Annotated in this window: 24 protein-coding genes; 18 read left to right on the top strand and 6 right to left on the bottom strand. The window is 31.9% G+C overall.

Annotated elements, in window-relative coordinates; translation table 11 throughout:
- Window position 1 precedes the first annotated feature (1 nt).
- From ACNMOQ_RS09480 to ACNMOQ_RS09465, 4 genes are all read left to right on the top strand, one after another.
- Window positions 2-814: an ABC transporter permease gene (locus ACNMOQ_RS09480; RefSeq protein WP_064204111.1), complete on the top strand. Its 813-nt coding sequence runs from the start codon at window positions 2-4 to the stop codon at window positions 812-814.
- Entirely contained in the window at window positions 811-1,884 is a 1,074-nt protein-coding gene (locus ACNMOQ_RS09475; protein WP_416349765.1) for an ABC transporter substrate-binding protein, read from the top strand. Before ACNMOQ_RS09480 ends, ACNMOQ_RS09475 begins: the two co-directional genes overlap by 4 nt.
- Window positions 1,885-1,965: 81 nt before the next feature.
- Window positions 1,966-2,949, top strand: a complete 984-nt coding sequence (locus ACNMOQ_RS09470; protein WP_064204109.1) for a DUF4064 domain-containing protein — start codon at window positions 1,966-1,968, stop codon at window positions 2,947-2,949.
- A 54-nt stretch (window positions 2,950-3,003) separates the two neighbouring features.
- Window positions 3,004-3,561, top strand: a complete 558-nt coding sequence (locus ACNMOQ_RS09465; RefSeq protein WP_416349764.1) for a DUF4064 domain-containing protein — start codon at window positions 3,004-3,006, stop codon at window positions 3,559-3,561.
- Window positions 3,562-3,671: 110 nt separating this feature from the next.
- Here ACNMOQ_RS09465 and ACNMOQ_RS09460 read toward each other — a convergent pair whose 3' ends face one another.
- The gene (locus ACNMOQ_RS09460; protein WP_070045691.1) at window positions 3,672-4,283 is read right to left on the bottom strand and encodes a YktB family protein; all 612 of its coding nucleotides are present in this window, start codon (window positions 4,281-4,283) and stop codon (window positions 3,672-3,674) included.
- Between the two features lie 106 nt (window positions 4,284-4,389).
- Here ACNMOQ_RS09460 and ACNMOQ_RS09455 point away from each other — a divergent pair, with 106 nt between their 5' ends.
- Window positions 4,390-5,214 carry an inositol monophosphatase family protein gene (locus ACNMOQ_RS09455; protein ID WP_147641258.1) on the top strand — a complete coding sequence of 275 codons (825 nt, stop codon included), beginning with the start codon at window positions 4,390-4,392 and terminating at the stop codon, window positions 5,212-5,214.
- Between the two features lie 50 nt (window positions 5,215-5,264).
- On the opposite strand, the gene ACNMOQ_RS09450 is transcribed toward ACNMOQ_RS09455, so the two are convergent.
- Window positions 5,265-5,450: a DUF5325 family protein gene (locus ACNMOQ_RS09450; protein ID WP_064204105.1), complete on the bottom strand. Its 186-nt coding sequence runs from the start codon at window positions 5,448-5,450 to the stop codon at window positions 5,265-5,267.
- A 210-nt stretch (window positions 5,451-5,660) separates the two neighbouring features.
- Between ACNMOQ_RS09450 and typA the strand changes: the two genes are divergently transcribed.
- Both typA and ACNMOQ_RS09440 read left to right on the top strand, forming a co-directional pair.
- A complete protein-coding gene (typA, locus tag ACNMOQ_RS09445) occupies window positions 5,661-7,508 on the top strand; it encodes a translational GTPase TypA (RefSeq protein ID WP_064204104.1) in 1,848 nt (615 codons plus the stop codon).
- 5 nt (window positions 7,509-7,513) lie between these two features.
- The gene (locus ACNMOQ_RS09440) at window positions 7,514-7,852 is read left to right on the top strand and encodes a YlaH-like family protein (RefSeq protein WP_064204103.1); all 339 of its coding nucleotides are present in this window, start codon (window positions 7,514-7,516) and stop codon (window positions 7,850-7,852) included.
- 381 nt (window positions 7,853-8,233) lie between these two features.
- Here ACNMOQ_RS09440 and ACNMOQ_RS09435 read toward each other — a convergent pair whose 3' ends face one another.
- Entirely contained in the window at window positions 8,234-8,374 is a 141-nt protein-coding gene (locus ACNMOQ_RS09435; RefSeq protein ID WP_082892480.1) for a DUF2197 domain-containing protein, read from the bottom strand.
- An 8-nt stretch (window positions 8,375-8,382) separates the two neighbouring features.
- Entirely contained in the window at window positions 8,383-8,865 is a 483-nt protein-coding gene (locus ACNMOQ_RS09430; RefSeq protein ID WP_064204102.1) for a hypothetical protein, read from the bottom strand.
- Window positions 8,866-9,004: 139 nt separating this feature from the next.
- On the opposite strand from ACNMOQ_RS09430, the gene ACNMOQ_RS09425 reads away from it, so the two are divergent.
- From ACNMOQ_RS09425 to ACNMOQ_RS09415, 3 genes are all read left to right on the top strand, one after another.
- Window positions 9,005-9,280: an Fpa/YlaN family protein gene (locus ACNMOQ_RS09425; RefSeq protein ID WP_017001262.1), complete on the top strand. Its 276-nt coding sequence runs from the start codon at window positions 9,005-9,007 to the stop codon at window positions 9,278-9,280.
- Window positions 9,281-9,346: 66 nt separating this feature from the next.
- Window positions 9,347-10,546 (top strand): FtsW/RodA/SpoVE family cell cycle protein, encoded by a 1,200-nt coding sequence (locus ACNMOQ_RS09420; RefSeq protein WP_416349763.1) that lies wholly within the window; start codon window positions 9,347-9,349, stop codon window positions 10,544-10,546.
- A 138-nt stretch (window positions 10,547-10,684) separates the two neighbouring features.
- Entirely contained in the window at window positions 10,685-14,134 is a 3,450-nt protein-coding gene (locus ACNMOQ_RS09415; protein ID WP_064204100.1) for a pyruvate carboxylase, read from the top strand.
- A gap of 93 nt (window positions 14,135-14,227) precedes the next feature.
- Here the strand turns inward: ACNMOQ_RS09415 and ACNMOQ_RS09410 are convergent, their stop codons facing one another.
- Window positions 14,228-15,142, bottom strand: a complete 915-nt coding sequence (locus ACNMOQ_RS09410; RefSeq protein ID WP_017001122.1) for a COX15/CtaA family protein — start codon at window positions 15,140-15,142, stop codon at window positions 14,228-14,230.
- Between the two features lie 363 nt (window positions 15,143-15,505).
- On the opposite strand from ACNMOQ_RS09410, the gene cyoE reads away from it, so the two are divergent.
- The 8 genes from cyoE to ACNMOQ_RS09370 all read left to right on the top strand — a co-directional run bounded on the left by cyoE (window position 15,506) and on the right by ACNMOQ_RS09370 (window position 23,548).
- A complete protein-coding gene (gene cyoE, locus ACNMOQ_RS09405) occupies window positions 15,506-16,411 on the top strand; it encodes a heme o synthase (protein ID WP_026023743.1) in 906 nt (301 codons plus the stop codon).
- A gap of 38 nt (window positions 16,412-16,449) precedes the next feature.
- Window positions 16,450-17,517 (top strand): cytochrome c oxidase subunit II, encoded by a 1,068-nt coding sequence (coxB, locus tag ACNMOQ_RS09400; RefSeq protein WP_017001120.1) that lies wholly within the window; start codon window positions 16,450-16,452, stop codon window positions 17,515-17,517.
- Between the two features lie 23 nt (window positions 17,518-17,540).
- Entirely contained in the window at window positions 17,541-19,442 is a 1,902-nt protein-coding gene (ctaD, locus tag ACNMOQ_RS09395; RefSeq protein WP_017001119.1) for a cytochrome c oxidase subunit I, read from the top strand.
- The gene (locus ACNMOQ_RS09390; protein WP_017001118.1) at window positions 19,442-20,071 is read left to right on the top strand and encodes a cytochrome c oxidase subunit 3; all 630 of its coding nucleotides are present in this window, start codon (window positions 19,442-19,444) and stop codon (window positions 20,069-20,071) included. The genes ctaD and ACNMOQ_RS09390 overlap by 1 nt, the downstream gene beginning before the upstream one ends.
- Window position 20,072: 1 nt before the next feature.
- The gene (locus ACNMOQ_RS09385) at window positions 20,073-20,426 is read left to right on the top strand and encodes a cytochrome C oxidase subunit IV family protein (RefSeq protein WP_017001117.1); all 354 of its coding nucleotides are present in this window, start codon (window positions 20,073-20,075) and stop codon (window positions 20,424-20,426) included.
- 167 nt (window positions 20,427-20,593) lie between these two features.
- A complete protein-coding gene (gene ctaG, locus ACNMOQ_RS09380; protein ID WP_017001116.1) occupies window positions 20,594-21,547 on the top strand; it encodes a cytochrome c oxidase assembly factor CtaG in 954 nt (317 codons plus the stop codon).
- An 11-nt stretch (window positions 21,548-21,558) separates the two neighbouring features.
- Window positions 21,559-22,020, top strand: a complete 462-nt coding sequence (locus ACNMOQ_RS09375; RefSeq protein WP_064204099.1) for a DUF420 domain-containing protein — start codon at window positions 21,559-21,561, stop codon at window positions 22,018-22,020.
- Window positions 22,021-22,345: 325 nt separating this feature from the next.
- A complete protein-coding gene (locus ACNMOQ_RS09370) occupies window positions 22,346-23,548 on the top strand; it encodes an IS110 family RNA-guided transposase (RefSeq protein WP_308291679.1) in 1,203 nt (400 codons plus the stop codon).
- A 274-nt stretch (window positions 23,549-23,822) separates the two neighbouring features.
- Here ACNMOQ_RS09370 and ytvI read toward each other — a convergent pair whose 3' ends face one another.
- On the bottom strand, window positions 23,823-24,869 hold the full coding sequence (gene ytvI / locus ACNMOQ_RS09365) for a sporulation integral membrane protein YtvI (protein WP_064211126.1): 1,047 nt from the start codon (window positions 24,867-24,869) through the stop codon (window positions 23,823-23,825).
- Window positions 24,870-24,911: the final 42 nt, after the last annotated feature.

Genomic DNA, 24,911 nt, shown 5'->3' with positions numbered 1-24,911 from the left:
AATGAAATTATCAGGGAAAATCTATTTCACAATTATTATGATTTTTCTATACTTACCTATTTTCTTTTTAATTTTTTATTCTTTTAATAGTGCAGGGAATATGACACATTTTAAAGGTTTTACATTTGATCACTATACTTCAGTATTTCAAAATAAACGGTTACTTGTAATTATAGTTAACACGATAGCTGTAGCATTACTTGCAGCTAGTATTTCTACATTGATTGGAATTTGCGGTGCTATCGGTATTTATTATATGAGAAACAAGAAACTTAAAGTGGGGTTATTAACATTAAATAATATCCTTATGGTAAGTTCAGACGTTGTTATTGGTTCTTCTTTCTTATTATTATTTACAGTTATTGGTCATTTTACTGGTATGGGGTTAGGCTTTTGGTCGGTGTTAATATCGCATATCGCATTTTGTGTACCAATTGTTGTATTACTTGTTCTACCTAAACTATATGATATGAATCCATCCATGATTAACGCTGCCAAAGACTTAGGTGCAACATCTTGGCAAACACTTATAAAAGTAATTATTCCTCATATATTACCAGGGGCCATAGGTGGATTCTTTATGGCATTAACATATTCATTAGATGACTTTACAGTGAGTTTCTTTGTAACTGGAAGCGGCTTTAGTGTATTATCAGTCGAAGTTTATTCTATGGCGAGAAAAGGTATTACAATGGAAATTAATGCGATTTCAACATTGTTGTTCTTATTAGTTATGTTTATCATAGTAGGTTATTACTTCATAAAAAGAAGTCAACAACAAAGGATAAGTAAAAAAGGAGGAATTATGAGATGAAACAATTAATGCAATTATTAGGCATCTCATTATTTGTTGGTGCACTATTAATCCTTTCAACAAAATTAATCGATCCTCCTCCTTCAAATGGCAAAAAAGATGTACTCTATGTATATAATTGGGGTGAGTATATAGATCCAGAACTAACTAAGAAATTTGAACAAGAAACAGGGATTAAAGTTGTTTATGAAACTTTTGATTCGAATGAAGCGATGATGGCTAAAATCAAAAACGGCGGTACTGCATACGATGTTGCTGTACCAAGTGAATATACTGTTCAAAAAATGAAAAAAGAACATTTATTATATCAAATTGATCATGAGAAAATTCCCAATATGAAAAATTTAGATAAAAATTTTATGGATTTACCATTTGACCCAGACAATAAATATTCTATCCCTTATTTTTGGGGAACTGTAGGTATACTGTATAATCCAGAAAAAACAAAAGGTTTAGATTTCACGAGTTGGGATACATTGTGGAACAAACGACTTAAAGATGATGTTTTAATTGTTGATGGCGCAAGAGAAGGTATTGGATTTGCGCTTAATAGTATGAATGAAAGCCTAAATGAAACCGATGAGAAAAAATTACAAAAAGCACAAGATAAATTGGTTCAATTAGCACCAAATGTTAGAGGTGTTGTTGGCGATGAAATCAACACCATGATGGGCCAAAATGAAACAGATGTTGCTGTAGTATGGAGCGGAATGGCTGCTGATATAATGAATAAAAATGAACAATTAGATTTTGTTGTACCTGAAGAAGGTTCCAATTTATGGTTTGATAACTTAGTTATTCCTAAAACAGCTCAAAATGTTGAAGGTGCTCATAAGTTTATTAACTTCTTGCTTGAAGAAGAAGTAGGTAAACAAAATGCTGAGTGGGTTGGTTATGCTACTCCAAATAAAGCATCTTATGAATTATTAGATAAAAATATTAGAGAAGATGAAAGATTTTATCCTGACTCTAAAGTAAGGAATAAATTAGAAGTTTATAAAGATTTAGGTAAAGAAAACATAGCAAAATACAACGAAGCATTTTTAAAATTCAAAATGTCATTAAATTAATATTTAAAAAGGTCTTTGTGAGAAACAATGGCCTTTTTTTGATATAATTAAAACCAATTCATTGTAGAGGAGGAAAATATAATGAATTCATATGTAGAACATGTGAGACAGCCTGTAGGAAGAGGCGCTGAGAAATTTTTCGGTTGGTTTGCATGGATTATTACATTAGGCGTAACGGCTTTATCATTATTTGCAGCTTTAGTCGTTTTAAATAATCCTACAAATATAAATAGACTTGAAACTTTGATAGAACAATTAAACATTAATATAACATCTAATGGACAAATACTGACATCTAGCCAGATAGCATTGAATATCCAAAATGGAATATGGTTATTCATTATTTATTTGATTATCGTTTTAATATTTTCATTTATAGGTCTAGTACTTATGAGATGGAGAATATTCTCTGCACTAGTATTCTTATTACTTTCAGTTGTAACACTGCCATTATTTATTGTATTAGTTCCGTTATTCTTCTTTATTACGAGTATTCTATTATTTATTAGAAAAGATAAAATCTTACCAGTAGAAGGTATGAGAAGACCTGAACCGATGTACAATGAACCGATAAAACAACCAGAAGAAAGAAAATCTATACCACCACAAGAACCTGTACAACCAAGAAGACAAGAAAAACAGGTAGAAACAGAACCGGAAATTAATGAGAATGAAGCACAAGATTCTGGTAATGATGAAATATTGTCTCGTACTAGAAAACATCAAAAAAATAAACGTTTTAAAGAGCCAGTTGCTGAAGAAGAAAAAACAGAGACAACAGAGACTGATGCAACAGAAAGTGAAGAAAAAGACGTTGATGCAGTTGATGAAAATGGAGAAATCGGTCAAAGATCAGATGATCCGTATAGCTATCAAACTACGCAACCCGATGATTATCAAGTTACATCAGGGGTAAGTAAGAAAGAGAAAAAACCTAAAAAAGTTAAACCTAATGCCACTATTGAACGTAGAAAAAATTATGAAAAAAGAATGGAACAACAAAGAAAACAAACAAAAGCAGTACAAGAAGCGGAAGAACTAAATAAAAATGATAATAAGGGTTGAATATTATAAATATCATTGAGATAATAATATTTGACAAATTCTAGGAGGCAAATAATGAAAAGAACAGTAGAGTATACTTTAATGATTATTAGCGCAGCAGTATCATTAATAGGTATAATATTTGGTTTTGTTTTTAAATCCCTTGTAAATTCTCCGGATTTTGTAAACCAATTTAAATCAGAATTTGAAAATACTTATAATGAGCAAGTTGAACAAGCTGGAGGTACAGCACAAAATATTTCAGCTGAGCAAGCATTAGATACATTTGCAAGCGTATCAAATTATGGTTTAATCGTATTAGCTATTAGCTTAATTTTAACAATTGTAGCTATTATTTTTATTAAGAAACAAAGAATATTATCAGGAGTATTAGCTATCGTGGCAGGACTATTATCTATATTCACTCTTAACATTATTTCTTTCTTATTATTAATTATCGCAGCGATTATGTTATTCGTTAGGAAAAATAAATCTAATCAACAATTTGAAGATGTGAATTTTCAAAATGATGTAAATGATAATGAAAATAATTTAAATTCTAATCAAAATCAACAAACATTTGATGAACAACAAAATAAAAAGAACAAAGATGATGATCCATATATTTATTAATAACTGATATATAATCATATAGAATGAGTTGTTCTTAAGTTTAAAAGAAATCAGGTTGAGACATTATAATGTCTCAACCTGATTTTATTATATATACAGTTGTAGTATGATTAGCTATAAAACTTTATTAATTCATCAAATGTTTCATCTAAAAATTCTGTAAATGCTTTATCAGTTTTAAGTATTTCGGATTGTGGATCCAAAGTTCTAGCTACAAAGAATTCTGCTTTTTTAATTTCTTTTAAACGTTTGATATGATGTTTTATATCATCAGTGGATAGTTCATTTATAGGTGTCTTATCAATTTTATAGTGGTCAAAGCATAGTGAATAATCTTTTGGTAATGATTCTAATAAATTTATGTTTTTATTTAAGAATTCAGCCATTAAACCTTTATCTTTATTCTCATGCATTACACCAAACATGATGAATAATTGTGATTCAAATAGACCTATTTGAAAATGAGGCAGCATCTTATAGCCTCGTTGGTTTGTAGCAAAAGCAACCCATGTGTCTTTAGGGGGGTTAACAGTTCTACGTGCATGCTTAGCCACGTGGTAGAAAAACTCATCACCTGTTTGTTCTGTTAAGTATTTACTATATCTTTCCCCTAAAGCATTTAATTGCGGTCTTACTTGTTCATCTAGTGCAGCCATTCTATTTTCTAAGCCTTCAACACTAAAAACTTTAAAATCTTTTTGTTTAAACGTATACTTAGTCATAGTTGTCCTCCTTATAACGGTAATACTATATACATATTTTATCATAATTCTATTTGAATATATAAAGAACAATGCTAATATAAAAAATAAATTAGGGGGTATTGTGATGGAAATTTATAAATTTGCATATCAAATTATTATAGAAGCTGGAAGACACATCAGAGAAACAATTGATGAAGAATTAGAAATAGAAACAAAATCAAACCCAAACGATCTCGTCACAAACATGGATAAAGAAACTGAGGAGCGTTTGTTTAATAATATAAAAGCCACTTACCCTGAACATTTTATATTAGGTGAGGAAGGTCACGGTAAAGATATTGAAAATACAAAAGGTGTATTGTGGATTATGGATCCAATAGATGGCACTTTAAATTTTGTACATCAAAAAGAAAATTTTGCGATTTCAATAGGTATATATATTGATGGTAAAAAATACGCAGGTTTTGTATATGACGTAATGAATGATAAAATGTATCATGCATTAGTAGGTAAAGGGGCATGGCAAAACGACAAGCAACTTAAGCAGATAGAAAATACTGAATTGAAATCAAGTTTGATTTCAACAAACCCTCTATGGCTGACGAAAGAAAAGTTATCTAAAATTTATATGCCAATTATAGATGAAGCTAGAAGTACACGTGCCTATGGATCAGCTGCTTTAGACTTTGTGCATGTAGCAAGAGGTATTACAAGTGCTTATTTAACAATGAGGTTACACCCTTGGGATTTTGCTGGTGGATTAATTATTGCAGAAGAGGTAGGGGCAGTGGTAACAAACTTGCTAGGACAATCTTTAAATATTTTAGAAGCTAATTCAATTGTGGTCGGAAATAAACAAATACATGATGAATTACTGACTCAATATTTCTTACCACATAAAGCATTACTAGAAGAAATTCATACGGAAAGATTTAAGAAAAATGGCTAAAAAAAAGATGCGAAACAAAGTCGCATCTTTTCTTGATTGTGTCGGTAAATTTATAGCCATCCATTTTCGCGATATTTCTTTTTAAGTGTAAAACCGTAACCCATAGTTGCAATAATTAATATAACCGCTAGCAACATAAAGAGTATAGATCCCTCTGCTAAAGCAAAACTAAACACTAAAAGGAAAAATGTTACAATTAAAGCAAGTAAAACAAAAATTGCTTTAGATTTTTTCATTTATATCCACCCTTTAACCGTTTTCATTATTATATTATGCGTTACATTTCTAGAAAAATCAACTATCAGCAATTAATCCATTTTTATAAAATAAATGGAAATTTGAGTAAAAGTGTTCGATAATGGTTATTTTTCTAGTGATGTATGTTATAATTATCAAGTTATAAATATAAGCCGAATAAATTTAAATTGGAGAGGAAAATTTTTTGCATGACTAATTTAAGAGAAAATGTACGTAACATTGCAATAATAGCCCACGTAGACCACGGGAAAACAACACTAGTAGATGAATTATTGAAACAATCAGGAATATTTCGTGAGAATGAACATATAGCAGAGCGAGCAATGGATTCAAATGATATTGAGAAAGAAAGAGGTATTACAATTTTAGCGAAAAATACGGGAATTGAATATAAAGATCACCGTATTAATATATTAGATACACCAGGCCACGCAGACTTCGGTGGTGAAGTTGAACGTATTATGAAAATGGTAGATGGTGTTGTATTAGTTGTTGACGCTTATGAGGGAACGATGCCTCAAACTAGATTTGTATTGAAAAAAGCGTTAGAACAAAATTTAAAACCAGTTGTCGTTGTTAATAAAATTGATAAACCTTCAGCTAGACCAGAACAAGTGGTAGATGAAGTATTAGACTTATTTATAGAGTTAGATGCGAATGACGATCAATTAGAATTCCCTGTAGTATACGCTTCAGCAATAAGTGGTACTGCAAGTTTAGACGCTGATCATCAAGATGAGAACATGCAGTGTCTATATGAAACAATATTAGATTATGTACCAGCACCAATTGATAATAGAGATGAGCCGTTACAATTCCAAGTAGCATTATTAGATTATAACGATTATGTCGGACGTATTGGTGTCGGACGTGTGTTCAGAGGTACAATTAAAGTTGGACAACAAGTATCACTAGTAAAACTTGATGGTACAATAAAACACTTTAGAGTATCAAAAATATTCGGTTTCTTTGGATTAAATCGTGTAGAAATTGATGAAGCTTATGCAGGTGATTTAATTGCATTAAGTGGGATGGAGGACATCAACGTTGGTGAGACAGTTACACCACAAGATAATGTAGAAGCATTACCTGTATTGCGTATTGATGAGCCAACATTAGAAATGACATTCTCTGTAAATAACTCTCCATTTGCTGGTAAAGAAGGTACTTATGTAACAGCACGTAAAATTGAAGAAAGATTAGAAACACAATTAGAAACGGATGTTTCATTACGTGTAACACCAACTGACTCTCCAGACGCATGGGTAGTAGCTGGACGTGGTGAACTACATTTATCAATATTAATTGAAAACATGCGCCGTGAAGGATTTGAATTACAAGTTTCTAAACCACAAGTTATTATTAAAGAAGTTGATGGCGTCAAATGTGAACCATATGAACGTGTTCAAATCGATACGCCTGATGAATATACAGGTTCAGTTATTGAATCATTAGGTTCACGTAAAGGTGAAATGTTAGATATGCAATCTAACGAAAATGGACAAACAAAATTAATCTTTTTAGTACCTGCAAGAGGATTAATCGGTTATACAACTGAATTTATGTCTATGACTCGTGGTTACGGTATTATAAACCATACATTCGATTCATACCGTCCAAACATTAAAGGCCGTATCGGTGGTAGAAGAAATGGTGTACTTGTATCTATCGACAAAGGTACAGCAAGTACTTACGCTATCTTAAACTTAGAAGACAGAGGCGTAAACTTCATGGAACCTGGTACAGAAGTGTATGAAGGTATGATTGTTGGAGAGAATAACCGTGAGAACGATTTATCTGTAAACATTACAAAAGTTAAAGCAGCTAACAATATACGTTCTGCTACAAAAGAACAAACAACAACAATGAAGAAACCTAGAATTTTAACTTTAGAAGAAGCATTAGAATACTTGAACGATGATGAATTAGTTGAAATTACACCTGAATCTATTCGCTTAAGAAAGAAAATTTTAGACAAAGCTGAAAGAGAACGCGCTCAAAAGAGACAGAAAATGGCTGAACAAGAAGAGGAGTGATATAGATGCTCTTTATCGCTAAAAATGTAAGTGTTAATCCAGAAGAAAGGCTTTCATTTTTTGGTAAATTATTTAGAGTAGATGAAAATCCAGAACTTGGTATGTGGCTTTTATTATTAACAATATTTGTATTAAGCGCTATTGTATATAATTTAGGCTTCGCTAGAAAATTAAAGTTTTGGCAAAACATAATTATCTATATTTTACTGTTTTTAGGTTGTTTATTATTGACGTTCCTTGCGGTATTCTTACCAGTAGGAGAAAGCTTAATAATAGCAGCAATTGTATTAGGTCTATATCGCTACCGTCTTCATAAAGAGCGAAGTAGAGAAAATCAACAATAAAATTACCCCCTAATTCGTTAATTGGATTATTAATAAATTAGGGGTTTTTTATATGAAATTAAATTTTTAAAATAGATAAAAATTAATTCAATATCATCTAGGAGAGTTTAGAGATCGTAACGTGCAAGAGATTTGAGACAAGCTCGTTACATTTTCTAACGGGCTAGTGGTTTTAAACAAACACGTTAGAGCGATATATTCTATAATTTTGTAAAGTTCTGACGCCTTGGGTAATAGTATGAGCGAAAGACTACAGGATCGAGCCATCTCTAGGTATGCATGCACTTTCAAAATCAGCAAAATAAATTCTCCTAATCCATTAAATGAAAATCACTCGGATTAGGAGAATTATTTTTTAAACAGTAAACCTTGAATGATATTTTATGATTTCGGTTTATCTAGTTTTGATTTACAATCATCGCACATATACGTACGAATTGGATGATTTCTAAGTCTCTTAGCTTCTTTAGATTTTGAATCAAGATTGACTATAGCATCGCATATAACGCATTTAACTTTCATAACCAAAATTATACGACCTCTATTTCGTCGACATAACTAAATTTGTCTTTGTATCCGTTTTCTTGATCATATGTGAAAGCGTCAATTTTACCATCGCTATATATCATTTTTCCTTCTTTAGAGAAATGGAAAAATAGATAAGGCCAATCGTCGATTGAAATTTCTAAAGAATCTTTGTCATTTTTTAATACAACTTTTGTTGCATCTTCATTTGGTTCAGAATTTTTTATAAAAGGCATTGCATTAATAACAAAAGTTTCTTTTAAGAATGATTGTCTTTTATAATTTGTTTCACTATTTAAAGTAGGGGGCATAGTAGCACCTTCTAAAATAGCTCTGTTCCAAGCTACATTGTTTTCAAATTCAATTGGTTTTTCACCATTGAAAATACCTTGTTCTAAATCTTCAATTTTTACTTTGCGATCGTCAAATATCCAAGTTGTTGCGTCTAAAGTAATATTAAATTTACAATTTCCTTTAATTTGTATCAATTTTTTCACTCCTATCAATATCACAATTCAATTTTAACACATTTATATTGATGAACCTTCTGTTTTTACTTGCAATTTTAAGATTTCTAAGCTAAAATTTTATAAGTATAGAACCTAAAAGATTAAGGGGGAGTATGTCATGCATTACGATTCAGAAATTTGTCAGAAGGCATATGACCAATTATATAACGATTCTGAAAAGATTCTTCAGTTAATTAAGGTGCAAATGGACAACTTAACTATGCCCTCATGCCCGTTATATGAAGAAGTTTTAGATACGCAGATGTTTGGTCTTCAAAAGGAAGTTGATTTTGCAGTACAAATTGGACTTGTTGATAGAGAAAAGGGTCAGACACTTATGGCAAGTTTAGAAAAGGAACTATCTAAATTGCATGATGCTTTCACAAATGCTTAAATGATACAAAGTCTAGAGAGGAGAAATCTTTCTTTAGACTTATTTTTTTAGAATTGGAATGAGTAGATGGACTATATTAAAAGATTTTTTCGCTACATAAAAAATTATTCTAAATACATAGATTTTACGTTGTTAATCGCGTATATCATTTTATGTTTCATTGGTTTAGTGATGGTTTATAGTGCGAGTATGGTTGCTGCAACTAAAGGCTCATTAACTGGTGGCGTACCGGTTGCAGGTAATTACTTTTTTATTAGGCAATTAATGTATTGTATTGTTGGATTTGGAATTGTATTTTTTATGTCATATTTTATGCACATAAATATACTGAAAAATAAACGTGTTCAACAAATCATGATTTTTAGTGTTTTTGGTTTATTAGTATTAACATTACTAATCGGAACAGAAATAAACGGATCAACAAGTTGGATAAATTTAGGATTTATGAATTTGCAGGCATCTGAAATTTTAAAGGTAGTTATGATTTTATACTTATCATTTATTATTGATAAGAGAAGAAATCGATTAAAGCAATTCAAATTAGCTTTGATGATGCCATTATTCTTAATTGGAACATGTATTGGTCTTGTATTATTACAAAATGATACTGGACAAGCTTTACTATTATGCATGATAGTATTGTGTGTCTTTGCTTATTCAGGAATAGGTATAAAAGCTATTTTAAAATGGTCAGGTCCGATTTTAGCAGGTGTTGTGTTATTGATTGTATTTAGTATTGTCTTTAAAGGCGGTATTTTATCTCAGCACCAAGCTGATAGGTTCCATGTAATGGAAAATCCATTTAATTATGAAACTGGTATTGGTTACCATTTAGCTAATTCATTGCTTGCTATAGGTAATGGAGGATTATTTGGTAAAGGTTTAGGTAATGGCGTTATGAAATTAGGTTATTTACCGGAACCGCACACCGATTTTATCTTCGCCGTTATTGCAGAAGAATTAGGTTTAGTAGGCGTATTATTTATAATTGGTTTGTTAATGTTTATTGTATATAAAGGATTTCTATATGCAGGTTTAACTGATTCATTCTTCTTTAAATTAGTTTGTGTTGGTATATCTAGTTATATTGGTGTACAAACATTTGTAAACTTAGGAGGAATTTCAGGTGCTATACCATTAACAGGTGTCCCATTACCATTTATGACTTTTGGTGGCTCATCCATGTTAAGTTTAAGTATAGCTATAGGAATTTTGCTATTAACTGCTAAACAAATCAAAATTGATAACATTGAGAGAAGGCGCTAAACTGCATATTTACTCAATCTAATTAATAATTTTTATAAAAAAAGCGTATTACAGTAGAATGTAATGCGTTTTTTTTATATAATGGACTAATACATCGTTTTTTGAAAATTCAAATACATTGAGGGGAGCCTTCAAATTATGAGCAAAATAAATAAATTATTAGTAGCCAATCGTGGTGAAATTGCGATTAGAATATTTAGGGCTGCAACAGAATTAGATATTGAAACAGTAGCAATTTATTCGAATGAAGATTTGGGAGCTTTACATAGGTATAAAGCGGATGAATCTTATTTAGTTGATGAAGATCTAGGACCGACGGAAAGTTACTTAGATATTGAAGCAATTATTAAAGTAGCAAAGAAAGCAGAAGTTGACGCTATCCATCCTGGATACGGCTTCTTAAGTGAAAATAAAACATTTGCTAAAAGATGTGCTGAGGAAGGTATTAAATTTATCGGGCCAGAACTTAAACATTTGGATATGTTTGGGGATAAGGTTAAAGCGAGAGCAACAGCACTAGATGCAGATTTACCAGTCATTCCTGGTACAGATGGTTCAGTTGAATCATTTGAAGAAGTAGAAGCATTTGCAAAAGAAAGTGGTTTTCCAATTATCATTAAAGCTATCTCAGGTGGCGGTGGTAAAGGAATGCGTATTGTTAATAGTGAAAGTGAGTTAGAAGACGCATACCAACGTGCTAAATCTGAAGCTGGAAAATCATTTGGGAATAGTGAAGTTTATGTGGAAAAATACATAGATCAACCTAAACATATAGAAGTGCAAATTATCGGAGATGAACATGGTAATTTAGTTCATTTATTCGAAAGAGATTGTTCAGTTCAACGTAGACATCAAAAAGTAGTTGAAGTAGCACCATCAGTTTCATTGAGTGACGAGTTAAGACATCGTATATGTAATTCAGCACTACATTTAATGAAAAAGATAGGGTATGTAAATGCGGGAACAGTTGAATTTCTTGTATCAGGTGATGAATACTACTTTATTGAAGTTAACCCACGTGTACAAGTAGAGCATACAATCACTGAAATGATAACTGGTATTGATATTGTAAAAACACAAATTTTAGTAGCAGCTGGTGAATCTTTATTTGGCGATGAAATTGAAATGCCTAAACAAGAAGATATCAAAACGCTAGGATATGCTATACAAAGTCGTATTACAACTGAAGATCCATTAAATGATTTCATGCCAGACACTGGTAAAATTATTGCGTATCGTTCAAGTGGCGGCTTCGGTGTAAGACTGGATGCTGGTGATGGATTTGAAGGTGCTGAAATTTCACCTTACTATGACTCATTACTCGTTAAAGTATCTACACATGCTATGTCGTTGAGACAAGCAACAGAAAAAATGCTTCGTTCTCTTAAAGAGATGAGAATTAGAGGTATTAAGACAAATATCCCATTCTTATACAATGTAGTAAATCATGAGAAATTTGCTAAAGGTAGTTATACAACTAAATTCTTAGAAAATAACCCAGAGTTATTTGATATTACGCCTTCACGAGATAGAGGTACTAAAACTTTACAATACATTGGGAATATTTCGGTTAATGGTTTTCCAAGTGTTAGAAAGCGTGAAAAACCACACTTCGAAAAAGTTAGGCTAGAAGAAATCTCTAATGAAGAAATTGCATCTTTATCAGGTACAAAACAAATATTAGAGCAACACGGTCCTGAAGGCGTAAGTAAATGGCTTAAAGAACAAGAAGAAGTATTGTTAACAGATACTACTTTTAGAGACGCACATCAGTCATTATTAGCTACGCGTATGCGTACTTATGATATGTTACAAATAGCGCCAGAAACAGCTAAATATTTAAATGATGCATTTTCATTAGAAATGTGGGGCGGTGCAACATTTGACGTTGCCTATAACTTCTTAAAAGAAAACCCATGGGAAAGATTAACGAGATTACGTAAAAAAATCCCTAATATTCTTTTCCAAATGTTATTAAGAGCATCTAATGCTGTTGGATATAAAAACTATCCTGATAACGTAATTGAAAAATTCGTTAAAGAAAGTGCAGATGCAGGCATCGACGTATTTAGAATATTTGATTCTCTAAACTGGTTAGATCAAATGAAAGTAGCCAATGAAGCGGTTCAAAAATCAGGTAAAATATCTGAAGGAGCAATATGTTACACAGGTGATATCTTAAACCCTGAAAGATCAAACGTTTATACGTTAGATTATTACATTAATTTAGCTAAAGAACTACAAAGCGAAGGTGTACACATTTTAGGAATTAAAGATATGGCTGGATTATTGAAACCAAAAGCTGCACATGAATTAATCGGTGAATTAAAAACACATATTGATATTCCTATACATTTACATACTCATGATACGAGTGGTAATGGTTTATTGGTTTATCAGAGTGCTATAAGAGCAGGTGTTGATGTAATAGATACAGCAGTAGCTAGTATGAGTGGTACAACATCTCAACCATCAGCGAACTCTTTATATTATGCTTTAAGTGGTAATGAAAGAGATGTAAGAACGAATATTGATGGTTTAGAAAGACTTTCACAATATTGGGATACAGTTAGAAACTATTATTCTGACTTTGAAAGTGACATTCGTTCACCACATACAGAAATTTATCAACATGAAATGCCTGGTGGACAATATTCAAACTTAAGTCAACAAGCGAAGAGCCTAGGATTAGGTGAACGTTTCAATGAAGTTAAAGACATGTACAAGCGTGTTAATTTATTATTCGGAGATATTGTCAAAGTTACACCATCATCTAAAGTTGTAGGGGATATGGCATTGTACATGGTTCAAAACGACTTGGATGAGGAAAGTGTCATTAAAAGAGGTCGTTCATTAGACTTCCCTGAATCTGTTGTTTCATTCTTTAAAGGTGAAATTGGACAACCGGTAAACGGCTTTAATAAAGAGTTACAAAAAGTTATATTAAAAGGTCAAACGCCTATCGAAAAACGACCGGGTGAATTATTAGAACCAGTAGACTTTGATAGCCTAAGAGAAGAATTACAAGAGAAACAACAAAGTGAAGTAACAGAACAAGATCTTATTAGTTATGCTATTTATCCAAAAGTATATGAACAATACATTAAGACTTACGAAAGTTTTGGTAATTTATCATTATTAGATACGCCTACGTTCTTATTCGGAATGGCTAAGAATGAAACTGTTGAGATTACGATTGATAAAGGTAAGATATTAATCGTTAAACTATTATCTATCGGACACGTATATGAAGATGGACATCGTTGGGTTTATTATGAGTTGAACGGTCAACCACGTAAAGTATATGTTAAAGATGAACATGTTAAAGTATCTGATGCTGTTCTTCAAAAAGCAGATTTAAGTAATGAATCTCACATCGGTGCGCAAATGCCTGGAACAATTTCAGAAGTAAAAGTGAGCAAAGGTGATGAAGTTAAACAAGGTGATGCATTGATTATTACTGAAGCGATGAAGATGGAAACAACAATCCAAGCACCATTTGATGGAACGATTTCTAACATCTATGTTTCTTCAGGAGATAGTATTCAGACGCATGATTTAATCATTACAATAGATAAAGCTGAATAGCAAAATATTTATATACAAATAAAAAGCACGTACCATGAATTTCATAGGTACGTGCTTTTTTGTTTGCTTAAAATATAAAGCAAATTCTATTATTTATTGATTTCGTCGTTTAGAACGAAGTATCAACATTATGAAGTAACATAGTAATCCAAACAACATTGTGATGAACAATGCATGGAACAATGCTATAAATATATTAACTCTTGTAAATATAGACAACGCTCCTGTTGTAACCTGTAAGCAAATTAGTATAAATGCTAAAGTCCAACCGTACTTAATTACACGATATTTAGCATAATTTCTGAAAGCGTAAATGAATATATACAGTATCCATATAAATATGAAAAATGCTAGGGCTCGGTGAGACATTTGAACCCACTCATAAAATGTTTGTGGTAATCCAGTGCTACCGCTATGACACAGTGGCCAACTTAAGCATGAAAGACTAGCATTAGCATGTCTAACAAGCGCACCTGAATAAATAACAAAGTATATAAAGAAAGTTACGGCATACGTGTGTATTTTTAAGTGTTTATCTATCACTAAACTAGTTGCTTCGAATTTTTTATCTACTTCATAAATAATTAGTGTTAGTAATAGGACGGATGCGAAACTGATTAAAGATATTCCGAAATGTAATGAAAGTATAAAATCATTTTGTTGCCATATTACAGCGGCAGCTCCAATAAGTGCTTGTAATAATATAAAAGCTATACTTGTGATACATAAAGGTCTTACTTCTTTAATATGTCCTAATTTTATCCAACTAATAATAGCTAATAAAGCGACAAGAATAAGTGCTAAACCTGATACACCTCTATGGGCTAATTCAATTATCGTTTCAATTGGCCAGTCCGATGGTATAACAGATCCATGACATAATGGCCAAGAACTTCCACAACCATCTTCAGAACCAGTCTTGGTTACTAAAGCGCCACCTAACTGCACAAACAGCATAACAATTGTTGCTAATGTAGCTAGCCATTTTAAAAATTTGTCATTAAACAATAAGAACACCTCTAATAAAATTATAATCCATATTTAAACTAATATAAAATGGGCTTTATTCTAAAATAAACCTTATTTATATTAAAAAATATGATAGAATTTAAGAGAAAGACGTATTAACAATAATTATTATATTAATACGATTCTAATTTAAACACTAATATCTATAGTATAACAATGAATACCCATTGTAAATGTTACACAATAATGACTTTTTAATGAACTCAAATTTTAGGGAAGTATAAAAATGTCAAAATTTTGTTTCAAAAATGTATAGATTATGTGACAATTTTCATATATCATTGAATATATATGTGAGAGATAACGGAAGGAGGGACAAAATTGCAACAAAATCAATATAGTGTGACGTCCGAAAAAGATATAGATAAAAGTCGTCTAACGTTATATGAAATTAAAGCCATCATTAAAATGGGACTTGTTCAAGGGAATTTAATACCTGCGTTTGCGGGTGCTTGGCTTGCGATTGTATTTGGTGGTTTCAACTTCTTCCACAGCTTGCCAGTTGTGTTATTAATGATTGTAGGTTCTACACTCATTATGGGTGGCGCTTGTGCGATCAATAATTACTACGACCAAGATATCGACTCCATCATGCCATCTAAACAAAAAAGACCAACTGTTAATGGACGAATTAGTAACAATAATTTACTTAAATTAAGCTTTGGCTTAATGATAGTAGGTGAAATCTTATTATTTATGATTAACATTCCTACAGGTATTATTGGATTACTGGGGATTTTCGGATACGTTGTCTTATACTCAATTTGGTCTAAAAGACACACAGTTTGGAATACTGTAATAGGTAGTTTTCCTGGCGCGATACCACCATTGATTGGTTGGGCAAGCATTGATCAAACATTAAGTCCACTTGCTTGGACGCTATTTTTAGTATTATTTGCTTGGCAACCAGCGCACTTCTATGCATTAGCTTATCGTCGAAAAGACGAATATGCTTTAGCGAAAATACCAATGCTACCAGCAGTCAAAAGCTTTACTAGAACACGCTTAAGTATGTTGTTATGGGTAGTACTATTATTACCTTTACCATTCTTAATGGCGCAATTAGGTACTGTTTTTGTAGTTATTGCTTCATTACTTAATATAGCTTGGTTACTATTAGCTTTATCTGGATTTAAAAAAGAAATTAACAAATCAAAATGGGCTACGAGTATGTTTGTTTTTTCTTTAAATTACCTTGTTATTTTCTTTGTTATGACAGTCATTGTTACTGTCGTACAATTAATATAATTAAATATGAATGAATGCATGAAAGAGGGGTTAAACGAATGAAGACACGTTTAAAAAACACGAAAATGTTCGGTTTACTTATCGCCCTGCTGTTTGTTCTAGCAGGTTGTGGTCAACCACATTTATCAGTTCTTCGCCCGGCAGGGGAAGTCGCTGATAAACAATTCTTTTTATTAATGCTTTCAATAGGCATTATGTTACTTGTTATTATTGTAGTCGTTATTATTTTCTTACTTGCGATGATTAAATTCCGTCGTAAAAAATTAGGTGAAGATTTTGTTCCTAAAGACGTAGAAGGTAATCACAAATTAGAATTAGTATGGACAATCATTCCTGTTATTTTACTTATTATCTTAGCTATACCTACAGTGATGCTTACATTCTCACTAGGTGATACTAAAGCGATTGATAAAGTCGACGAAAAAGGTAAGAGTAAAGAGCTTGTTATTGATGTAACTGCTAATCTTTATTGGTGGGAATTTAGTTATCCAAATGAAAAAATTGTTACCAGTCAAGAGCTTGTTGTTCCAACTGATCAAAAAGTTTACTTCAGATTACATTCAGCTGACGTAAAACACTCATTCTGGGTGCCAGCAGTTGGTGGTAAATTAGATACTAACGTAGAAGGCGTTAATAAATTCTACTTAGAATTTAATAATGATAAAGCAAAAGAAGTTAAAAATCTATTCTATGGTAAATGTGCTGAGTTATGTGGACCTTCACATGCTTTAATGGACTTTAAAGTTAAAGCTCTACCAAAAGATGATTTTGATAAATGGGTTAAAGATATGAAATCTGTTGAGAAACCTGTAGCTGCGACATCTAGTCAAGCTAAAGAAGGTGAAAAGGTATTTAATAAATCATGTGCTGGATGTCATGCTGTTACGCCAACAGGTGAGAAAGCTAAAGGTCCTAACCTTACAAACTTTGGTGACCGTGATCTAATTGCTGGATATTTAGACCATGATGAAAAGAACCTTAAAAAATGGATTAAAGACCCTGAAAGCATTAAGCCTGGTAATAAAATGACTGATCAATATAAAGTTTCTGATGAAGATATCGATGCTTTATCTGCCTACTTAATGGAACGAAAAGTTGATAAGTAAGAATTGAAAGGGAGGTTACTCTAGTGTCTACTCAAAGTAAAAAGGGGTTTGGATCGACTATTTGGGACTATTTAACAACAGTCGACCACAAAAAAATTGCTATTTTATATTTATTAGCTGGAGGATTATTCTTTGCTATCGGTGGTATAGAAGCAATGTTGATTCGTATCCAGTTAGCAGTGCCAGAGAACGACTTTGTTTCAGCTGGACTGTTTAATGAAATCATTACGATGCACGGTACAACTATGATATTCTTGGCCGCAATGCCATTACTATTCGGTTATATGAACGCAGTTGTTCCATTACAAATTGGTGCTCGAGATGTTGCGTTTCCATTCTTAAATGCATTAGGTTTCTGGCTATTCTTATTTGGAGGAATATTCTTAAACTTATCATGGATTTTAGGTGGAGCTCCAGATGCAGGTTGGACATCTTATGCAAGTTTGTCACTTGAATCTGCAGGACATGGTATTAACTTCTATGCACTAGGACTTCAAATTTCTGGTGCAGGTACTTTAATCGCTGGTATTAACTTTGTTGCTACAATTGTTAATATGAGAGCGCCTGGTATGACATATATGCGTATGCCACTAATGACATGGACAACATTTGTTGCTTCAACATTAATCGTATTCGCATTCCCACCGTTAACTATCGGTATATTCTTATTAATATTCGATAGAATGTTTGGAACGTCATTCTTTATTGCTTCACAAGGTGGTAACACAATAATTTGGGAACATTTATTCTGGATATTTGGACACCCAGAAGTATATATTTTAGTATTACCAGCTTTCGGTATATTCTCAGAGATTATACCTGTATTCGCTAGGAAACGTTTATTCGGTTATTCTGCAATGGTATTTGCTACTGTTTTAATCGGTTTCTTAGGATTCATGGTTTGGGCTCACCATATGTTTACAGTAGGCCTAGGACCAGTAGCTAACGCTATATTCGCAGTTGCAACAATGGCAATTGCCGTACCAACCGGTGTTAAAATATTCAACTGGCTATTAACTGTTTGGGGTGGTAGTGTTGAATTTACAACGCCAATGCTATATGCATTATTCTTTATTCCATCATTCGTTATGGGTGGGGTAACAGGTGTCATGCAAGCATCAGCTCCTGCTGACTATCAATTACATGACTCATACTTTATTGTTGCTCACTTCCACTACGTAATTGTTGGTGGTGTCGTGTTTGCCATATTAGCAGCTTTACACTATTGGTTCCCATTAATAGCTGGAAAGATGTTAAATGAAACATTAGGTAAAATTGGATTCTGGTTCTTCTTCACTGGGTTCCACTTAACATTCTTAATTCAGCACTTCTTAGGACTATGGGGAATGCCTCGTCGAGTATTTACATACTTACCAGGACAAGGATATGATATTCCTAACTTAGTTTCTTCAATAGGTGCTTTGCTAATGGCAATCGCTGTAATTGTTGAAACAATAAACGTTATTACGACATTAGCTAAAGGTGAAAAAGTTGGAAGAGATCCTTGGGGCGACGGACGTACACTAGAATGGGCTTTACCACTTCCGACACCACATTATAATTTTGCGCAAGTACCTTTAGTTCGTGGTTTAGATGCTCTTTGGATTGAGAAAAAACAAGGCGATGGAAAAATATTACCTGCTGAATCATTGGATGATATTCACATGCCTAACAACTCATTCATACCATTTTTACAAGCTTTCGGTTTATTCGTAGCTGCATTTGGTGCAATGTACTTTGCTGATGGTAAAGAATGGGCATTAGAAGCAGTAAAAGGATTAAACGAAAAACCATGGGCAGTTTACGTGTTAATCTTCGGTCTGGCAATCACTGCAGGCAGCATGATTTACAGATCACTTAAAGATGACCACGGTCATCATATAACTAAACAAGAGTTAATTGAGTATGAAAGGGGTGAGCGTTAATGGCACATGAAGAAGTAAAATTTACAGCTGAAAATTGGCCAGATCATCCTGAAACAGCATCAATGGAAGGTAAGAATAAAATAGTTGGTTTTTGGGTATTCCTTGGTGGTGAGGTCGCATTATTCGCTTCATTATTCGCAACCTACTTAGCTTTGAAAGATGCTGTGCCAAGTGAAGATCACTTATTAGCTAAAGATTTGTTCCATCTTCCATTAGCGTTCGTAATGACGATGTTATTATTAACGTCTTCATTAACTAGTGTTTATGCTTTGTATCATTTAAGAAACTTTAATGCTAAAGGTGTATTTATCTGGATTGGTATTACTGTCCTTTTAGGTTTAGGTTTCTTAGGTTTAGAAATTTATGAGTTTGTTGAGTATGTTCAACAAGGTCATACATTCCGTTCAAGTGCTTTCGGTAGCGCATTCTATTTCTTAGTAGGAACACACGGTTTCCACGTAATAATTGGTTTAGTGTGGTTAACAGCACTTGTACTTAGAAACAGAGCAAGAGGATTAAGTATTTATAATGCACACAAATTTAATACTGCTGCTTTGTATTGGCACTTTATTGACGTAGTATGGGTGTTCATCTTCACAGTAGTATACTTGATGGGAGCGTTAGGATAATATGAATCAACAAGTTAATCATGACGCAGAAGCGCTAAGATCATACAAGAGACGTAAAAGTACTCAAGAAATGCGTATGCAAGTTACTAACTTTGCAATAATGATTTTTGTTACATTTGTTGCCTTCGCTTTAGTAGCTGCAGAATTACCAAAAGAATTTGTTATCCCTGTAATACTAGGATTAGCTGTACTTCAAGTAGTATTACAATTCTATTATTTCATGCATATGAAAGCTGAAAAACATGGTGTATCTAAACTGTTTATGGTTGTAGGTTTATTCTTCGGATTATCATTCGTTGTAACATTCATTTATATTGTTTGGATAGGCGATCCTATTTTCGTTAAAAATAAATAATATTTAAAGACCCAAAACTTTGTTATATAAGTTTTGGGTCTTTATTTTATAGTAAAAAGTATTATATTGGTCATATCATTGTCATAACTAATTTTTGAGTTGGGTTGTTTAAGCGGTTATTAAATCATATAATAAAGATAATGACTTAATGAGGAAGTGTATTAAAGATGGGTGGTTTAACTTCAATATCAATGTTTGGTTTTTGGGCGAATTGGACACCATTCTTTTTTATAGGCGTATTATGTGTAATTATCTTATACTTTTTGATTTGTGGTAAATGGTATAAAGATATTCCAGGGGGAAGACCTTTAAAAAAGGGTGAAGCAACATTATTTGTTGTACTTATGTTAGCAATCTATCTACTTGAAGGTGGGCCAATAGATTTACTATCACATATTATTTTTAGTTTCCATATGCTTCAAATGGCCATATTATTTTTAATTATTGCACCATTAATGTTTTATGCAATACCTGAGTATATTGTGAAATATGTAGAAGAATTACCTGTAGTAAATAAAATTGTAAGTTTATTTACGAAGCCTTTGTTAGCTATTTTCTTATTTAACGGGTTGTTCTCTGTCTATCATATTCCACTTGTTTTGGATACATTAAAGCAAAATATCGTTTTACATGACATGTATACTATTTTGCTATTTATAAGTGCTTGGTTTATGTGGCATCCAATTTTCAACAAGCATATACCAGATGCACAGCATATGACTAACATCAAAAAGATTCTATATATATTCTTTATAGGCGTTCTATTGACACCGTCATGTGGTTTAATTATATTTAGTAATAGCGCTATGTATGACACATATACTTCAGGAGAAGCATGGTTAGGAGCTATGACTCTATGTGTACCAGCAGATACTTTAAACAGTGTTGTTCAAGGGGCTGGTATTTCAGGGCCTGAATACTTTACAAACTTCTCACCATTAGAAGACCAACAAACTGGTGGGGTTATTATGAAGGTGATGCAAGAAATTGTATTTGGTATTTATTTATACGTTATCTTTGTAAGATGGTTCAGATATGAACGCAAAAATGAAAGTCAAATAACAGAAGATAGCTTAAGAAAATTAGAAGAACAAAAAGCGTTATACAATCAATTTAGATAGGATGTAAAAACATGAATTTACCTATATTACCAACAATTAGTACAACATTTATAGTATTGAGCGCAATTTTAGTAGCTATTGGCTGGTATTTTATTGCACAAAGAAAAATTGAAACACATAAAAAATTCATGCTTTCAGCAGCAGTAGCAGCAGTAATTTTCTTTACTATTTATGCTAGTAGAACAATATTTATTGGAAATACCTCTTTTGGTGGTCCAGACAATATTAAAATTTACTACACTTTATTTTTAATATTCCATATTACTTTAGCTACGATTGGAGCAATCATGGGGATTATTACAATTTATCTTGGCTTAAAAAATAAATTAGATCTTCATCGAAAATTTGGACCAGTAACATCCATTATATGGTTCTCTACAGCAATTACAGGCGTAGCTGTATATCTATTATTATATGTTTTCTATCATGGTGGAGAAACGACATCAATGATTAAAGCAATACTTGGTTCTTAAATTTAGTATAAGTCTAGAAATTGAATATTGATATGTAAACTAAAAGGGATTAAGCAATAAATCCATTAAAACAAACATACTAAGATTAGCTATGAAGAAATCTATGACGATAGATTTTTTCATAGCTATTTTTTATAGTTATAGAGAGGAGTAGACTGTGCGATCTCTTGGGTTTGAAATCCGTAAAAAAAACTAGTCAGCTTTACTCTCGCCTTTTGAAATTCGATTGTAGTATGTTGGGTTCTCGAAACCGTGTATAGGAAAGTGAAATGAGAAAGGTTCAGTAAAGTTACAACTTCTCAAATTTATTAAGGAGGTTTTATTTATCGATTACTTAGGCATTGATATTAGTAAAAGAGATAGTGTGATTGCACACTATATTGATGAAAAATTCCAAAAGGAATTTACTATTCAAAATAACAAAAATGGTTATAATTATTTATTAAATTATTTGAATCGTGTAAATCAGCCCAAATTAATTTTTGAATCCACAGGTATATATTCAAGAGCTATGGTTCGGTTCTGTCGAGTTAACCAAATTAATTATATTGAGTTGAATCCTTTAGAAGCAAAGTTCAAAACAAGCTCTTTAAGGTCTTGGAAAACAGATCAATCAGACGCACATAAGTTAGCCCAAATAGCACCTTTTTTAAATGATTCCGATAGTTTAAATAATACAAATGATGATATTTACTTTGAATTACGTGAGCGTGCTCGATTTCATCTAGAATTCGAAAATGAACAAAATCGATTGAAAGTTGAAATTATTGAGATACTTCATCAAACATTTCCTGGCTTAGAAAAATTATTTAAAAATCGTTATTCAATGATTGCCTTAAATATCGCTGAAATATTTACTCATCCTGATTTTGTTCAACAAAATGATATGGAAAGTATCATTTCTACAATTTTAAAATCTACAGATAAAGGATTATCTCAACGAAAAGCAGAAAGTTATGGAGAAACACTTTTTAAATTAGCGAATGATAGTTACCCTAACGTCAATTCATCTTCGTTCCTAGTTAAAAAAGCACAATTATTAATTCAAAAATTGAAAAAGTCCATTGGACAATTATCACAATTAGATAAAGAAATGATTCAATTAGCTCAAGAACTTGACTGCTTTGAAATTATTTATTCTATACCAGGAATTGGAGATCTAACTGCAGCCATGATAATCGGTGAGCTTGGAGATATATCTCGATTCAAATCAAATAAACAGTTAAATGCTTTTGTAGGAATTGATATCAAACGATATCAATCTGGTGGGACACATTATAGAGATACCATCAATAAACGCGGTAATAAAAAGGCGAGACGCTTATTATTTTTGGTAATAATGAATATTATTCGTGGACAACATCGTTATAATAATCATATTGTAGATTATTACTATAAATTAAGAAAGCAGCCTAATGAGAAATCTCATAAGACTGCTGTTGTCGCATGTATTAATCGACTATTAAAAACATTTCATTATTTAATAATGAAACATAAACTATACGATTACGAAATGTCCCCACATTAAATCGTATAATCACATATAGTCTAACACCTTATTCAAAAAAATAAAATTGGACGGTCTTATTAAGTGATGACTATTTTAAACTTAAGCACTTGACTAATCGTAGGAAAGAGGCTGGGACATAAATACATGTCTCAGCCTCTTTGTTTTAATGGCAGTAGCTGACTAGGGTTAAAATTCACTTATATCGAGCATTTTTAACCTAGTCATCATTGCGGGGGTTGGGACTACGAAACCTTTTTAATAAAATGAGATTTCTTTCCCACTCTTTTGTAATTTATATTTTAAAGTCTGTTTTTATTAAACCGGATTCTAATATTGTTTTTATAACAATTAAAATGAGTGGGCCGATAAAGAATCCTAAGAATCCCATTAATTTTAATCCTATAAACATAGAAATAAGTGTTGGTAAAGGAGTTAATCCAACACCTGTACCAAATATTTTAGGTTCCAGTACTTTTCTTTGGACGAGTAGTACAATGGATAGAATAATGAGTTGTATGCCAAGAGTAGGGTCACCTACAATATAAGCGTATGCTGCCCATGGTATTGTAAATCCTGTAGCACCTACAATAGGTAATATATCTATAAACCAGATTAATAAACTTATAATGAATGCAGAATCTACACCTATAATTAATAGTCCTATATATGTGAATACCCAAGTAATAAAACTTAGTATAACTGTGGCTGTAATCATACCAAGTATTGAATGACTTATTTTATTATAGATTGTTATAACTTGAGTATAAGTATTTGGGTATAAATGCTTCTTTATGAATTTGTGAATATTAGGTATTTCTAGCATAAATAAAAATAATGCAACGAGAAAGACAACTAGACTAATTATGAATCCTGGTAAGGAGGAAACGACTTCAGTAATATTTTCAACACTAAAATAATGAGAAATAGAGTCTCTCATAGACGCGACAAAATTTTGTAATTCTTTGTTAATGGTAGTAGCCATTTCATCAGGTAATACTGCTTTCATTTTGTCGTTATATTGTTCGATTACTTTTATTAATTTATTTATTTTATTAGGTAAATCTTTAATGAATAGTACAATTTGGTCTATTAGTTTTGTTAAAAATAAATAGATTATGAACCCGCTTATTGTTAGTAGGGATGTATATATAATTATAACGCTCCATTTACGACTATTAATCTTGTTAGTTAGTCTTTTAATGAGTGGGTTAAAAGCTAGCGCTATAATGAACGCTGTGATTAAAGGTATAGATATCGGGATGATAAAATAAATAAATAAAATTGTTAATATTGCGATGATAAATATACTTATATTCCGTTTATTAATCCATTTTTTCATAAATGTACCTCTCAATTTTAGATGTAGATATAAATTAAGAGA

It is taken from the genome of Mammaliicoccus lentus (assembly GCF_947036595.1).
In the GTDB taxonomy this organism is placed as follows: domain Bacteria; phylum Bacillota; class Bacilli; order Staphylococcales; family Staphylococcaceae; genus Mammaliicoccus; species Mammaliicoccus lentus.
The sequence above is the reverse complement of the archived record's forward strand: the minus strand, read 5'-3'. Positions and strand labels throughout refer to the sequence as shown.

Bases quoted from the DNA above. Each gene is read 5' to 3' on its own strand.
- ACNMOQ_RS09480 (WP_064204111.1), top strand. From the start codon at position 2: ATGAAATTATCAGGGAAAATCTATTTCACAATTATTATGATTTTTCTA.
- ACNMOQ_RS09475 (WP_416349765.1), top strand. From the start codon at position 811: ATGAAACAATTAATGCAATTATTAGGCATCTCATTATTTGTTGGTGCA.
- ACNMOQ_RS09470 (WP_064204109.1), top strand. From the start codon at position 1,966: ATGAATTCATATGTAGAACATGTGAGACAGCCTGTAGGAAGAGGCGCT.
- ACNMOQ_RS09465 (WP_416349764.1), top strand. From the start codon at position 3,004: ATGAAAAGAACAGTAGAGTATACTTTAATGATTATTAGCGCAGCAGTA.
- ACNMOQ_RS09460 (WP_070045691.1), bottom strand. From the start codon at position 4,283: ATGACTAAGTATACGTTTAAACAAAAAGATTTTAAAGTTTTTAGTGTT.
- ACNMOQ_RS09455 (WP_147641258.1), top strand. From the start codon at position 4,390: ATGGAAATTTATAAATTTGCATATCAAATTATTATAGAAGCTGGAAGA.
- ACNMOQ_RS09450 (WP_064204105.1), bottom strand. From the start codon at position 5,450: ATGAAAAAATCTAAAGCAATTTTTGTTTTACTTGCTTTAATTGTAACA.
- typA (WP_064204104.1), top strand. From the start codon at position 5,661: ATGACTAATTTAAGAGAAAATGTACGTAACATTGCAATAATAGCCCAC.
- ACNMOQ_RS09440 (WP_064204103.1), top strand. From the start codon at position 7,514: ATGCTCTTTATCGCTAAAAATGTAAGTGTTAATCCAGAAGAAAGGCTT.
- ACNMOQ_RS09435 (WP_082892480.1), bottom strand. From the start codon at position 8,374: ATGAAAGTTAAATGCGTTATATGCGATGCTATAGTCAATCTTGATTCA.
- ACNMOQ_RS09425 (WP_017001262.1), top strand. From the start codon at position 9,005: ATGCATTACGATTCAGAAATTTGTCAGAAGGCATATGACCAATTATAT.
- ACNMOQ_RS09420 (WP_416349763.1), top strand. From the start codon at position 9,347: ATGGACTATATTAAAAGATTTTTTCGCTACATAAAAAATTATTCTAAA.
- ACNMOQ_RS09415 (WP_064204100.1), top strand. From the start codon at position 10,685: ATGAGCAAAATAAATAAATTATTAGTAGCCAATCGTGGTGAAATTGCG.
- coxB (WP_017001120.1), top strand. From the start codon at position 16,450: ATGAAGACACGTTTAAAAAACACGAAAATGTTCGGTTTACTTATCGCC.
- ACNMOQ_RS09390 (WP_017001118.1), top strand. From the start codon at position 19,442: ATGGCACATGAAGAAGTAAAATTTACAGCTGAAAATTGGCCAGATCAT.
- ACNMOQ_RS09385 (WP_017001117.1), top strand. From the start codon at position 20,073: ATGAATCAACAAGTTAATCATGACGCAGAAGCGCTAAGATCATACAAG.
- ctaG (WP_017001116.1), top strand. From the start codon at position 20,594: ATGGGTGGTTTAACTTCAATATCAATGTTTGGTTTTTGGGCGAATTGG.
- ACNMOQ_RS09375 (WP_064204099.1), top strand. From the start codon at position 21,559: ATGAATTTACCTATATTACCAACAATTAGTACAACATTTATAGTATTG.
- ytvI (WP_064211126.1), bottom strand. From the start codon at position 24,869: ATGAAAAAATGGATTAATAAACGGAATATAAGTATATTTATCATCGCA.